This window comes from Shewanella sp. NFH-SH190041 (genome assembly GCF_024363255.1).
Lineage (GTDB): Bacteria > Pseudomonadota > Gammaproteobacteria > Enterobacterales > Shewanellaceae > Shewanella.
In genome coordinates this window covers 1,812,790-1,825,842 of the sequence record NZ_AP026070.1, presented here as the reverse complement: position 1 = coordinate 1,825,842, position 13,053 = coordinate 1,812,790, and the positions used below count along the sequence as shown (strand labels likewise).

13 protein-coding genes are annotated in these 13,053 nt (G+C 48.6%); 5 read left to right on the top strand and 8 right to left on the bottom strand.

Going from position 1 to position 13,053, the window contains the following annotated elements; translation table 11 throughout:
- Window position 1 precedes the first annotated feature (1 nt).
- From NFHSH190041_RS08035 to NFHSH190041_RS08025, 3 genes are all read right to left on the bottom strand, one after another.
- On the bottom strand, window positions 2-1,489 hold the full coding sequence (locus tag NFHSH190041_RS08035; protein WP_261924713.1) for a putative metalloprotease CJM1_0395 family protein: 1,488 nt from the start codon (window positions 1,487-1,489) through the stop codon (window positions 2-4).
- 2 nt (window positions 1,490-1,491) lie between these two features.
- Window positions 1,492-1,821 (bottom strand): hypothetical protein, encoded by a 330-nt coding sequence (locus tag NFHSH190041_RS08030; RefSeq protein ID WP_261924712.1) that lies wholly within the window; start codon window positions 1,819-1,821, stop codon window positions 1,492-1,494.
- Between the two features lie 179 nt (window positions 1,822-2,000).
- Window positions 2,001-2,573 carry an SUKH-3 domain-containing protein gene (locus NFHSH190041_RS08025; protein ID WP_261924711.1) on the bottom strand — a complete coding sequence of 191 codons (573 nt, stop codon included), beginning with the start codon at window positions 2,571-2,573 and terminating at the stop codon, window positions 2,001-2,003.
- Between the two features lie 280 nt (window positions 2,574-2,853).
- Between NFHSH190041_RS08025 and trhA the strand changes: the two genes are divergently transcribed.
- Complete coding sequence (gene trhA / locus NFHSH190041_RS08020) at window positions 2,854-3,531, top strand: PAQR family membrane homeostasis protein TrhA (RefSeq protein ID WP_261924710.1); 678 nt, start codon at window positions 2,854-2,856, stop codon at window positions 3,529-3,531.
- A 144-nt stretch (window positions 3,532-3,675) separates the two neighbouring features.
- Here the strand turns inward: trhA and NFHSH190041_RS08015 are convergent, their stop codons facing one another.
- The 5 genes from NFHSH190041_RS08015 to NFHSH190041_RS07995 are packed head-to-tail and all read right to left on the bottom strand — an operon-like array spanning window position 3,676 to window position 8,603.
- Window positions 3,676-4,266 carry an ATP-binding cassette domain-containing protein gene (locus NFHSH190041_RS08015; RefSeq protein WP_261924709.1) on the bottom strand — a complete coding sequence of 197 codons (591 nt, stop codon included), beginning with the start codon at window positions 4,264-4,266 and terminating at the stop codon, window positions 3,676-3,678.
- Window positions 4,254-5,201: an ATP-binding cassette domain-containing protein gene (locus tag NFHSH190041_RS08010; RefSeq protein WP_261924708.1), complete on the bottom strand. Its 948-nt coding sequence runs from the start codon at window positions 5,199-5,201 to the stop codon at window positions 4,254-4,256. The genes NFHSH190041_RS08015 and NFHSH190041_RS08010 overlap by 13 nt, the downstream gene beginning before the upstream one ends.
- Window positions 5,198-6,061 carry an ABC transporter permease gene (locus tag NFHSH190041_RS08005; protein WP_261924707.1) on the bottom strand — a complete coding sequence of 288 codons (864 nt, stop codon included), beginning with the start codon at window positions 6,059-6,061 and terminating at the stop codon, window positions 5,198-5,200. The genes NFHSH190041_RS08010 and NFHSH190041_RS08005 overlap by 4 nt, the downstream gene beginning before the upstream one ends.
- Complete coding sequence (locus NFHSH190041_RS08000) at window positions 6,058-7,038, bottom strand: ABC transporter permease (protein WP_261924706.1); 981 nt, start codon at window positions 7,036-7,038, stop codon at window positions 6,058-6,060. Before NFHSH190041_RS08000 ends, NFHSH190041_RS08005 begins: the two co-directional genes overlap by 4 nt.
- Window positions 7,035-8,603 (bottom strand): ABC transporter substrate-binding protein, encoded by a 1,569-nt coding sequence (locus NFHSH190041_RS07995; protein ID WP_261924705.1) that lies wholly within the window; start codon window positions 8,601-8,603, stop codon window positions 7,035-7,037. The genes NFHSH190041_RS08000 and NFHSH190041_RS07995 overlap by 4 nt, the downstream gene beginning before the upstream one ends.
- A 192-nt stretch (window positions 8,604-8,795) precedes the next feature.
- Here NFHSH190041_RS07995 and nikR point away from each other — a divergent pair, with 192 nt between their 5' ends.
- From nikR to cybH, 4 genes are all read left to right on the top strand, one after another.
- Window positions 8,796-9,206, top strand: coding sequence for a nickel-responsive transcriptional regulator NikR (gene nikR, locus NFHSH190041_RS07990; protein ID WP_261924704.1), 411 nt, complete (start codon window positions 8,796-8,798; stop codon window positions 9,204-9,206).
- A 288-nt stretch (window positions 9,207-9,494) separates the two neighbouring features.
- Window positions 9,495-10,634 (top strand): nickel-dependent hydrogenase small subunit, encoded by a 1,140-nt coding sequence (hyaA, locus tag NFHSH190041_RS07985; RefSeq protein ID WP_261924703.1) that lies wholly within the window; start codon window positions 9,495-9,497, stop codon window positions 10,632-10,634.
- A 3-nt stretch (window positions 10,635-10,637) separates the two neighbouring features.
- A complete protein-coding gene (locus NFHSH190041_RS07980) occupies window positions 10,638-12,341 on the top strand; it encodes a nickel-dependent hydrogenase large subunit (RefSeq protein WP_261924702.1) in 1,704 nt (567 codons plus the stop codon).
- A gap of 12 nt (window positions 12,342-12,353) precedes the next feature.
- The gene (gene cybH / locus NFHSH190041_RS07975; protein ID WP_261924701.1) at window positions 12,354-13,046 is read left to right on the top strand and encodes a Ni/Fe-hydrogenase, b-type cytochrome subunit; all 693 of its coding nucleotides are present in this window, start codon (window positions 12,354-12,356) and stop codon (window positions 13,044-13,046) included.
- Window positions 13,047-13,053: the final 7 nt, after the last annotated feature.

The following is a 13,053-nucleotide window of genomic DNA, read 5'->3' as shown; positions in this document are numbered from 1 at the left end:
ATCAAAATGACTTTTCATTTGCCGCCAAAGATGTCAACACAGCTTCAGGAATCGCTGCTTTGTAACGGGTTGGGGGAGCAAGCAAGCTAAATTTGCCCGACTCAACCATTAATTCGCGCCGAGCATCATGTATTTGTGCCATAGCCTGCTGAGCGACCTGCAAATCAGCAAGGGAAGGATCCACCGGAGCCAAGGCCGCAGCATAAACTTTACGCATTTTAATGATGGTGGCCTCGGGATCGCCTGGTATGGGCGCAATATCAATACTGACTTCGCCATCTACCGCATAACGCTGACCATCACTGCCCCGTTGATAACTATAGTGCGGACTCTGAGCTAAATGCCCCGCTATCATTAAATGTGCATGCTCATGGGCCCGCACAGCTTTATCCCGAATCTGCAGCGCCGCAAGCTCTGCTGCCGCACTAATAGACTGTGGTTGCTCGTCGATAGCAGGATCAGATTGATGATTATCCGGCGGATAACTATTCTGCCCAGCGATATCAGGGCCATCAGCATGATTTGCTATATCCCCAAAACTTGGAGATCCACGCCCAGATTGAGTCGCGTTATGATGCGCAACACTCTGCCGCGGTAACATCTTACCATCAGCATGGGGAACAGCATCATTATCCCAATGCATACCTGAGCCATCTAATGAGATAGTATCGCCTACTACAGTTGCAATTGAGTTTTTACTTAAGTGGGCCCCCCCCATATCAGCAACTGGAGAGAATGTGTTGTGAGGTATAGCCATCACTGACGCATGACTCGTTCCAGAATGGGACAGTGGTACCTGCATATATGCAGGAATGTTTAATTGGGATGGTTGTGAAGACACAAACTGCGATTTTGCGGTATTAACTTGAGATTGAACAGGCTCAGACACGCTGTTAGTAGGCTGCCTCGCCACCGTTGTCGATGATGACAACACGGTACTTATTCCCTGAGCATGCATCACGCCGCGGCCTAATTGATAACCGGTATCAGTGTCGACACCAGCATCACCATTAGTCGCCGACCGAGTCAGTAATGGTTGAGCCGAGTGAACAATCTGAACTTTAGGGAGGCTAACTTGTTCATTTATTCTGCTTATGCTAGTAGGCAACATAGCAGTACTATGGCCAGTCATCTCACTACGCAGAGCATGATTCGATAACCGACCAGAAGTCGGATAGTGACTCGAAACCAATGATGATAAATGCGGTACCGATGCATGGTGCGCGGACAAAGAGGCATTAAAGTATTGCTTTGATTCTACAGCAAGATTACGACTCTTATCAATGCCTGTACTGATGCGGTTAGCACTGTCACTATGGTTAGCCGCATCAGGGGCGGTTGCATTAACAATAAGATTATTTTGCTTAAGCGCCCGATGGGATAACGGGAAAGTTGATGATAAGCGGGACTTATCTTGCGCACTAGGAGTGTGATTGGTAGAAGTCGTACCAATTTGAGTAACGGTAAAAAGCGCTGCAGCGCCAACCATGGTTACACCTGAATATCCACCAAAGTACCGAGATTTTCAGACCCCGTACTGACAACACCCGCAGATGCCTGTACCTGCTGTGCGGCCTCGCCAGCACTGATTAACGCACCAGGAACAGACTGCGTCGAATCAATTATCATGGTTTCATTGCTATTATGGGCAAGCTGTTGACCATTTTCGCCATTGACTTCGGCTGCCTGTGATGACACTGCTGAATTAGGGGTATTATTGGGATGTGTTGACATCGCGACATCTATCGTAGCGCGAGTCACATCAGTGCGACCATATTGGATCCCCGCCACACCCGCTGACATAAGTGAATTAATCTGCATAATCTACCTCCTACACACATAATCACCATAAGCAATGCATATAGATTGAGTATTGGACATAAATCCACCTCTGTACAGTATCATTACGCAGTTTGACTGGGAGGGTAAGGCGGTAGATAAAAGCAAATAGCAACCTAATCGTTTAAGAGCATAAATAAATCTGCTTCATTTTTACAGTTCTACTCTTCTGGATAAGGCACTAACCCCACATTTTTATCGTATAACCACTGGGTGGCGATACCATTATTGCCATAATATGTTCTTCTCAATCCACCTGATAAATATTTTTGACTCCCCAATTTATATTGATTATCTGGCGAGTCTGGGTAGTCAATTGCTATTGCCGGATGTGTACTAAAAACAATCACATCCAATAATTCATGCAAATTTTTACCGTAAAACCATAATCCGCCATCACAAAAGAAAAAGTTGCCATAATCATCGATCGCAACATAACCACTAAATTCAGACATTTTACCTAATGGATAGAGTTTTAACTTTAATTCGTAATCGTCAATTGCCTCTTGTAAATATTCATCAAAGAAATCAAAACTTTCATGCTGCATTAAAAAAGTTCGCTCATAGAAAAAATTGCTATTTGGGGCTTTTTCTTTGAACGTTAAACCATAAAGATTAGCGATTATTGTCTTTGCAACATTACCCATATCGTAACGGTAATATTCCTGAGGCAGACTGATTTGTCGTTTTTCTGTCCAACCATGACGTTCTAAAAATTTTTTATATTTATTCACAATGTTTAACTTCAACACCCTAATTTACGCCCAAAAAGTCAATACTGGTGAGCTAAATTGCCAAAGCAGCTTGTACTTAAAGGCTTTATCAATATAACCATTTAAGATTTATTTCCTGCTACAGCTAACGACCATATCCTCTGAATGATCGCAACTTAAACGGTTACTTATATAGTAAGGTTAATTCCCTTTCACTTAGCGAACACATGTACGCTAAACCATTGTCGTGCTTAATGAGGGCTGTTAGACTGAATTCATTATCCGTTATCCGGTATTCGGCATGCCCAGCAGTACTTCAAGCGCCATTTCAGCAGAACTTCCGCTCCATTCTAATCTTTACTCCTTCGGTGAGGAGTTAGCCAATGCCATCAGTCATGGCGTTGGCGTCATCTTAGGCATTATCGGTCTGGTCATGATGTTGATGAAGGGCTGGTCAACCTTGGATGGCGTCCAATTATTCGGCGTAGCTGTGTACGGCGCCAGTATCATTATTCTGTTTCTCTGCTCCACCCTATACCACAGTATACAAATCCCGAGTTGGAAACACGGGTTGAAACTGGCCGATCATCTGGCCATTTACCTGCTAATTGCCGGTACCTATACCCCATTGATGCTAATCACGCTGCACAGTGTCAAAGCCGATATTATTCTGGCAGCTATCTGGGCGCTGGCCATTGGCGGCATTGTATTTAAGACTCTGTTTATACACAGATTTGAAAAGCTTAGCGTTGGAATATATCTATTGATGGGCTGGCTGTGCCTGACGGTGATTTCTGAGCTGATTGCCAACCTATCCGATACCGGTTTCAATTTATTGTTAGCTGGCGGGTTATTTTACAGTGTGGGGGTCATCTTCTACGTAGCGAAAAAAATCCCATTCAACCATGCTATCTGGCATGTATTTGTTCTACTCGGTGCATTGAGTCACTTTTTGTGTGTCTATTTGGCGGTCATTTAGTTTACTCAACCACTTAGGAATAACACGCCACCACGCCCAACACTTTGTCATGGTCAGTCTTGGGCGCAATAACGTTAGTATCATAAGCGATGATGTTAGCTCGCTATCTTCACAGCAAACAGCATGTTCATGACGTAGCGTTTTTTATACTATTGGCCAATGAACAATGCGTTGACATACCCGACTCAACAAATGCTCATCATGGGAAATGATCAACAAACCTAATTGTCGATTGCGCGCAATTTCGAGTAATGCCTGCCAAATTTTTTGTTGGGTCAGCATATCTAAATGAGCCGTCATTTCATCACAAATAAGATACTCAGTGGTGGGCAGCAATGCCCGCAATAAGTTCAAGCGCTGCAATTGCCCCCCCGACAGCGCACCAGGGCGACGTAACAACCATTGAGGATCGATATCCAGCGCCTTAAACCAGACGGTGTAATCCTCACCTTGCCAAGCTTCATCCAGACTTTGAGCCAAGGTTAATCTAGGGTTAAATGCATATTCCGGCTGCTGTATCACCCACTGCACAGGATTCGCTTGTCCAACAGATACAGGAGGAAGCACAAGTTGTCCTTGATACGGTTTATCCATCCCAGCCAATATTCGCGCCAAAGATGATTTACCGACCCCACTAGGCCCAGCTAACCCCACTCGCTCACCTGGAAATAAGGTTAAGTCCGAGCAGATAATCTGCCGCTGATGGGCAATCATGCCACCGGTTAACGACAGCATAAAACATCCTTTGCCGTATCAAGCAGCCAATTCTCCGGCAATGATTGCCACAATGCCCGACTGTAATCCGAAACCTGCCCAGAGGCCAACGCCATCGGTGTAGTTTGCTCGACTAATTCGCCATCACGTAGAACCAGCAAATGATCGGCAACCTGACATAAAGCCCGCAGATTATGGCTAATGACAATAATGCCCCGCCCCTCATCCGCTAACTGTCTTAGGTGCTGGTATAAATGTGTCGTTGCGGCTGAATCTAAGCCACAGCAAGGCTCATCAGCGATCAAGTAAGGACGTTGCTGCACCTCTGCCAGTGTCAATAACGCTTGTTTTGCCATTCCGCCTGATAATTCAAGGGGATAGCAGTGACCAACCTGTTGCGGTAAGCGTGCCAACGCCATCATACTTGAGTTTTGGCCATAAGCATCAGATGCCAATCGCCGCCGGATCTGTGTCGCGACCCGGCGTAAAGGATCCAGCACCGCAGCGCTTTGAGCCGCCAACGCCATATCAGTGTGGGGTAACGACATTTCCCCCTGCCGCCTAAAACCCCGGGGAACTACGCCCATCATGGCATCGGCAAGAATACTTTTACCACTACCACTGCCACCGATCACCCCCATGATCTGTCCCGGCTGCAGCGAAAAGCTCAACGGCTGCAGCAGCCATTGTCCCGATACGGCCTGAACCCCTAAATCAGTCACATTTAACCCGACATGTGCCATGGCACTTTCCCGACTAACAGGCCTAGCTAATGCAGAAGCAGAATGTGCTGCGCAAGAAGGCAAGGTCGCAGTTGATACAAACGCCGGTGTTGGCTCGGGTTCTGAGTTTGGGGTTGGGTTAGCAGAGTAAACCTGGCTAAACGGCTCACTGACAAACCCTTGCCGAGGAAACGCTGCCAATAGCAATTGCACTAAACGATGACGATAACTCATATATGTGCCCCTAGCCGGACATAACGGTTAGCCCGATCAGCAATATAAGCAAAAAGTAATAACAGGATAAGCAGACAAGCGCCCGGGAAAACACCTAACCACCACTGACCACTGAGCAGATAGTTACTGGACTGGGATAAAATCCCACCTATGGTCGGTGCCAAGGGGTCCATACCAAACCCCAGAAAAGTTAACGCCGCCATATGGACTAACGCATGGGGAAATAACAGCAAGGTCCCAACCAGCCACTGGGGTAAAATATGTGGCAGCATATGGCGACGCATCACCGCAAAGCGACCTTGGCCAAATTGTCTGGCTAACTGATAAAAAGGCATACGAGTCACAGACAACATCTCAAACCGCATCAATCGTGTCAGCCGCGGCCAGTGACTCAGCGCCACCGCAACAATCAACCCAGCCTCTCCACCACCGAAGGCCAGTGACAATAAGATTAATAACAGTAGATGGGGAATGGACATAAACACATCCACCACAGTGTCGACCAAGATGCGGCTGATGCGACTGAACATTGCCAGCATGGCTAACCCCATCGCCAGTAAGCCACTCAGCGCCACAGCCAACCCACCAACCCAGATACTGGTCAGTAAGGATTTTAGCGTGCGAGTTAACATATCTCGGCCTAACCAATCGGTGCCAAAGGGGTGGCTGACAGAAGGTGGCAGATTTTTCGCCAAGATATTGATATCCAGCCCGCTTGTGGGCCAAAACCAAGACACTAATATCAATAACACCACTGCGCCCCAAGCCAGCCATTGCCAAACGCTGCCGGTCAATGACGCCGTAGCAGCTGCAGCATTAAGATCCCTATGAGCAGCAATATCTTGATTTCCCTGTTTCATTGCTGACTCCTCCGCCCCGGCATCAAGGTTTCTGACAGAATATTGGCCATGGCATTGCCAGCAAAGACCAGTAATGCCGAAATCAGCGTGCCGCCCATCAATAATGCCGTATCCTGAGCCAACGCGGCCTTAACCAATGCCTGCCCCAATCCAGGAAAAGCAAACAGGGTTTCCGCCAGTAAAGAGCCACCGAACAGCTCAGCAACTGAGCCAAATTGCAACACCACCGCGGGGAGCAAAGAATTTTTAATCACGTGAAAACGAATAATGGTGCCATCGCTATCGCCGTGCTGACGGGAATAAGCCACATAATCACTGGCCAGTACATCCAGTACCTTTTCTCGGGTGTGCAACAGTACTGGCGCCATATGCACCAATGACAGGGTTAGAACCGGTAAAGTAAAGTGGCGGATAAACTGCCAGAAGGTTTGTTCCGAAAACATCACACCGATGGGCGCAGCGCAGCACACTGGCAACCAATGCAGGCCAACAGCAAACACACTGATAAAAATCATCCCTAGCCAAAATGAAGGAATCGCAGCCAACATCCACGCTAAGCGCCGCAGTAACCTATCCTGCCAACGGTGTTGCTTCAACGCGGCATACAGCCCCAACAAATATCCCAACAATAAGCTGACTAGCCAGCTCAGCCCCAGCAGCAATAAAGACACGGGCAGACGCTGACGGATCACCTCAGCCACCGGCTGACGGTATAAATTGGAAAAGCCCCAATTACCCTGCAACAGTGCACTGAACCACTGCCACAAGCGGGTGGCAACACTCTGATCTAACCCGAGTCGGTGTACCAGTTGTGCTCTTTGCTCAACTGACAAGCCAAAAAGATTCCCCCCCAGATATCCGTTAATGGGATCCAGGGGGGACATGGCCAGCAGAGCCCAAGCCAGCAATACCACCAAACATAACTGCAGTATCAACCGGCTTAGCGCCTGTAACAAGCGCTTGCCTCGCTCACTCATCGGCAGGTCCAGCGCCAGTCAGTAATATTGTTGATAAGAGGCCAGCCATGACCGTGGGGTTCAATACCTGGGTTACCTAAATCAATACAGGTCTTAGCCGCGTAGAGATGTTCAAGGTTCACCAGCCAAGTCCAAGGTTGATCTTTAGCAATTAAACGCTCTGCATCACGCCAGTAAGGCAATGATGCTGCCCAAGAGTCTGCCTGACGAGCTTTATCAAGCTCAGCATCAACTTTAGGGTTCTGGTAATAGCCTGAGTTATAGAAATCTTCTCCGGCATAACGGCTATGGTGGGTAAAATACACCTCATTGGCACTGTGGCTGCCATATCCCATCATGACTGGCTCACGGAACATCTTGGTGGCAATCACTTCCCAACTGTTCCCCCGAGGCTGCAAAATAATCCCCAGAGGTTTCAGCATTTGGGCCACGGCTAAGCTCAGCTGCTCACGGATACTGTCCCCGGCCAAATAGTAAAGCGTCATTTTGGCCTGCACAGTTTTACCGTTAATCTGTTTTTGCAGCACCCCGTCTTTCATCTGCCAGCCAGCTTTGGCCAATAAGGCTCTGGCGCGCGCCAGACGTTCTGTCATTGTTCCCTTGGGAGCCGTCAGTTTAATACCCCATGGCAAACCATCGGCAATGGAAAAAGCCGGGCGGGCATAACCATCAAGCAGTTGATTAACGAGAACATTGCGATCAACAGCTAAATTGGCGGCATCACGGATAGCCGGATCGCTACTGACCGCATTACCAATCATTTCGCCCGGATGGCCCGGCCGAGGCTCAGGTGGTGTCATCGGCCATACCACGCCACGACTGTCAACACTGGTAATACGCCACAGTTTGTACCCGGCTGGAATATGGTGCGCATAGCGCGGTACCACAGCAGCTACATCTAACTGACCGGCTTGCAATTGGGTAAAGCGGCTGTCTTCAGTACCAAACAGGATCACCAAACGGTTAAATTCAGGTTTGTGCCCGATGTAATAAGGGTTGGTTTTTGCGACGAGTTGTTGACCTTTATCCCAGCGCACCATCTCATAGGGACCAGAACCCACTGGGTGATTGCCATAACCTGGACCATAACTGTCAGAAGGGACAATCCCCAAGGTCGCCAGCAGATCCACAAAACTGATATCCGGATGTTTTAAGTGAAAAACCAATTCCAATGGGGTCTTCACTTCAACGGATTTCACCATAGTGAGATCTTGCTCTGACGTCGATTTTGCTGCGGTATCAAAGGTGTATTTAACGTCATTGGCATCTAACACACTGCCATCAGAGAATTTCAGCCCAGGTTTTAACTGAACCGTCCAACTCATGCGATCAGGTGATAACTGCCACTTATCAGCCAGTTCCGGCTTTAGGCTCAGATCGGCGCTACGGTGTACCAAGGTCGATTGAAATAGTGGGTTGTTGTATTTACCCCATCCTTGTACAGGGTCAAAGCCCGAGTCAGGTTCAGCGCCAAGGGAAATTGTCAGCGTTTGGGGCATTGCATTACAAATTGCGGGAATTACGGCCAGTGAACAGGCCAGTGTCAAAGAAGGCAGCCATTTCATGGGAAAGAACCGTTGCTGTAAACAGTATTACGAATTTAATAATCGTAATACTGCACCAGTTTTGTCATTTTCACACGGGCTTTTATCTGAATTTTCGTTAATCTTTGACTTATATCAGATAAATCCCAGTGCCCCAGCAGGGGCAAATTACGTTACCATCTGCCATCACTCTTTGATCCGGACTTCATAGCCATGAATGACGAAACCATACGCTTTACCGTATCCCTGCCCAAGTCCTTGTTGGATGAAATTGACAATGATCAGCAGGAGCGCGGATACCAGTCACGCTCTGAATATATCCGGGATCTATTCCGCGACCGGATTGTCGATAAAAAATGGAATACCAGCTGTGAAGATGTGGTCGGTGTGTTAACACTCGTGTTTGATCACCACCAACGGGGATTAACAGAAAAATTAGTTACTATTCAACACGATGCTCTAGTTCACATCCTCTGTTCCACCCATGTTCATATTGATCACCACCACTGTTTAGAGACCATTATTATCAAGGGACAAGCCTGTGAATTAAACCAATTAGTCAATACCATTTCAGCACTGAAAGGGGTGACATTGGCCCGGCTAAGCCGAGCTGGCACCGTCTAAATTTACCCCCAATTGTTCATTTCCACTCCTCCCAATGCCGACGAGGAGTGGTATGTTATTTTCCCCCATTAAAGCACATAAAATCGGCAGGAATAATCCGATTTAAGCGCCGTTAATATTCCCCCTAAACCCTTGAAATTCCGACCTCGAACAAAGCGCAACCAAGGTCACAATGCTTTATGAAAGTTTGATTTATATCACCTTAGGTTTTTTACAGAAACCGTAAAATAATTACCTCGTGAGTACTTGTTCTCGTACATTAACTAAACAGAAACATAAGGTTAACCCATGGATACACATGCTGCCCTTTATGAGCTGGGAAAAAAACGTCTGGAGAGCCTGCGTCAGCTACCAGCACGTCAGTCGGTTTCCCTGCGGGAAAAGCTGGAGCAAAGTGGCATTACCCGCCGCGACTTCATGAAATGGAGTGCGGCCATGACGGCCATGCTGGCCCTGCCACTGCCTTTCAGCAATCTGGTTGCCGAAGCCGCTGAGCTGGCTGACCGAGTTCCGCTAATCTGGCTCAACTTGGCCGAATGTACCGGTTGCAGTGAATCATTACTGCGTGCGACTACCCCAGATGTCAGCACGCTGATTTTTGATTATGTGTCATTGGAATATCAGGAAGTGTTGATGGCTGCTGCCGGCATGCAGGCAGAGCAGAATCTGGAACACGCCATGAAGCAATATCATGGTCGTTATCTGCTGGCAGTCGAAGGTGCGGTACCAACTGCCAACAATGGTTCATTCCTGACCATTGGCCCCCATGCCAAAACCGGCATGCAATTGATTAAAGAAGCCGCTGCCGGTGCCGCCGCGATTATCTCCGTGGGTACCTGTTCTTCCTTCGGCGGTGTGCAAGCTGCTGCGCCAAACCCAACGGGGGCTAAAGGCGTACAAGCTGTGATCGATCAGCCAGTGATCAACTTAGGTGGCTGTCCACCAAGCGAAACCAACATCACTGGTACCTTGATGTACTACATCATGTTCGGCAAGCTGCCAGCGCTGGATATGTTCAACCGGCCAAAATGGGCTTACGGTGCTCGGGTACACGACAACTGTGAACGCCGTGGTCACTTCGATGCCGGTGAGTTCGTAGAAGTCTTTGGCGATCAAGCCGCAAAAGATGGCTATTGCCTGTATAAAGTGGGCTGTAAAGGACCTTACACCTACAACAACTGCCCAACCGAGCGCTTCAACTCTCACACCAGCTGGCCAGTGCTGGCCGGTCACGGTTGTATCGGCTGTTCAGAACCAGACTTCTGGGACACCATGGCCGATTTCGAAAAACCACTAGGCCGTCAATTACTTCATGGCCTGGATGCTACCGCGGATACCGTGGGCGCCGTGATCTTAGGCGTAACCGCTGTGGGCATTGGTGCCCATGCCATCGGCAGCATTTTTGCAGGAACCTACGAGGAAAAATAATCCATGAGTAAACGTGTCGTTATTGACCCAATCACCCGTATCGAGGGTCACCTGCGCATTGAGGTTGAACTGGATCAAAACAATGTGGTGAAGAAAGCCTGGGCATCTTCCACCCTGTTCCGTGGTCTGGAAATCATTCTGAAAGGCCGTACCCCTTATGATGTGGGTCTGCTGGTTCAACGTATTTGTGGTGTGTGTACTTTCTCCCACTACCTGTGCGGTACCATGGCCGTTGAAAACGCCATCGGCGCAAAAGTGCCACTGAACGCACAATACCTGCGTTCTTTGATGCTGGATTCCCTGCATATGCACGACCACATTGTGCATTTCTACATTCTGGCCGGAATGGACTGGATTGACGTGGTATCAGCCCTGAGTGCCGATCCTGCTAAAGCCGCACAAGTGGCGATGAAGTACTCAGCTACGCCAATGGCTGCCGGTGAAGGTGAGCTGCGCGCAGTACAGGAAAAAGTGAAAGGACTGGTTGCCAGCGGTAAACTGGGCCCATTCGCCAATGCATACTGGGGTAATAAGACTTACAAGTTCAGCCCTGAGCAGAACCTGATTGGTCTGAGCCACTATCTGAAGGCATTGGAAGTGCAGCGTATCGCTGCTGAAACCATGGCTATCTGGGGCGGTAAAAACCCTCACCCACAATCCATTGTGGTGGGTGGTATCACCTCTGTACGGGATATGCTGAGCCCTGCTCGTCTGCAAGAATTTGCACAGAAAACGGCCCATGTAAAAGAGTTTATTGAGCGTTGCTACTACCCAGATCTGTTGATGGCGGCTGAAGCCTACAAAAATGAAAACAGCGTACTGGGCGGCGCCAATGTGCGTAACTTTATGGCGACCAATGAACTGCTGTTGGGTGAAAATAATCACCTGTTCAAGCAAGGCATTATCCGCAATGGCGATCTGAGCAAGGTTGAAGACGTTGATCCTATGAAGATCGAAGAAGACGTTGCCCATGCTTGGTATAGCGCTAAAGGCCCACAACACCCATGGAATGGTACTACCATCCCTGACCACACGCCATTTATCGAGCGTGATACCATCTATGGCAAACTGCCAACTGTGGATGAAGCCGGTAAGTACTCTTGGGTGAAATCACCACGTTATGCCGGTGAACCTGTAGAAGTAGGCCCGCTATCTGCCATTTTGGTGAACTATGCCCGCGGCACTAAAGAAGTGGTTGAAGTGGTTGATGAGTTCCTGCGTCAAACCGGTCTGCCAACTGAGGCACTGTTCTCTACTCTGGGTCGTACCGCTGCCCGCATGCTGCACTGTCTGATCAATGCCCGCAACTGTGACCGTACCTTCAATGCCTTGGTGAAAAACATCAACTCTGATGAAACCACCTATATCCAGCCAAGTATCGATCCTGACAAGGAATACAAAGGCTTTGGCATGATTGAAGCGCCACGTGGTCTGCTGAGCCACTGGATCCGCATCAAGGGTGCGCTGGTTGAAAACTATCAGGCTGTGGTACCAACCACTTGGAACGCTGGTCCTATCGACAGCAACGGCAAAGTGGGTCCATATGAGGCATCACTGGTTGGTCTGCAGATTTCCGAGCCGGAAAAACCACTGGAAGTTGTGCGTGTGATCCACTCCTTCGACCCATGTATGGCCTGTTCTGTACATGTGATGGACTACAAGGGTAAATCACTGAGCGAGTTCCGTGTTGATCCCAGCGCTCTGTGATAAGGGGGCTTTATGTCAAGTACCAATGTAAGCACGAATAAAGTGCTGTACGTCAGACAGCACATTTTCTCCGGTGTTATCCGGATCTGCCACTGGCTTCGGGCAATGTCGATTGTTGCTCTGGTGATCACCGGCTTTTACATCGCTTGGCCATTTTTGGTCGCGCCGCAAAGCAGCGATGTGCTGGTACAGGGTTGGATCCGTCTGGCCCATGAGATCTTCGGTTTTGTGCTGATCGCCGTGACGTTGACTCGGGCATATCTGTTCTTCTTTAGCAAGGACGATATTGAACGTAAGTCATTGAAAGACGTGATGAGCGTAAAATCCTGGATCACCCAGTTAAAATCCTATTTGTGGATGGGACATCTGCCACACGCTGGTGTGTATGGCCCGCTGCAATTTGTGACTTATCTGGGGATCACCCTGGCTGCCGTCTTTATGTGCATCACAGGTCTGGTGCTGTATGCCAACGTATACCACTTAGGTATTGGCGGCGCCCTGTGGGAACCTGCCATGTGGATCACCCAATTAATGGGCGGTCTGGCTGAAGTACGGGTATGGCACCACTACATTACCTGGGCATTTATCATCTTCGTGGTGATCCATGTCTACATGGCAGTGTGGATGGGTATCCGCTTCAAGCACAACTCAGTGGATTCCATTGTTTCCGGGTATGATTATCACCCTGAAAATGGCCATCACTAATCTTGTT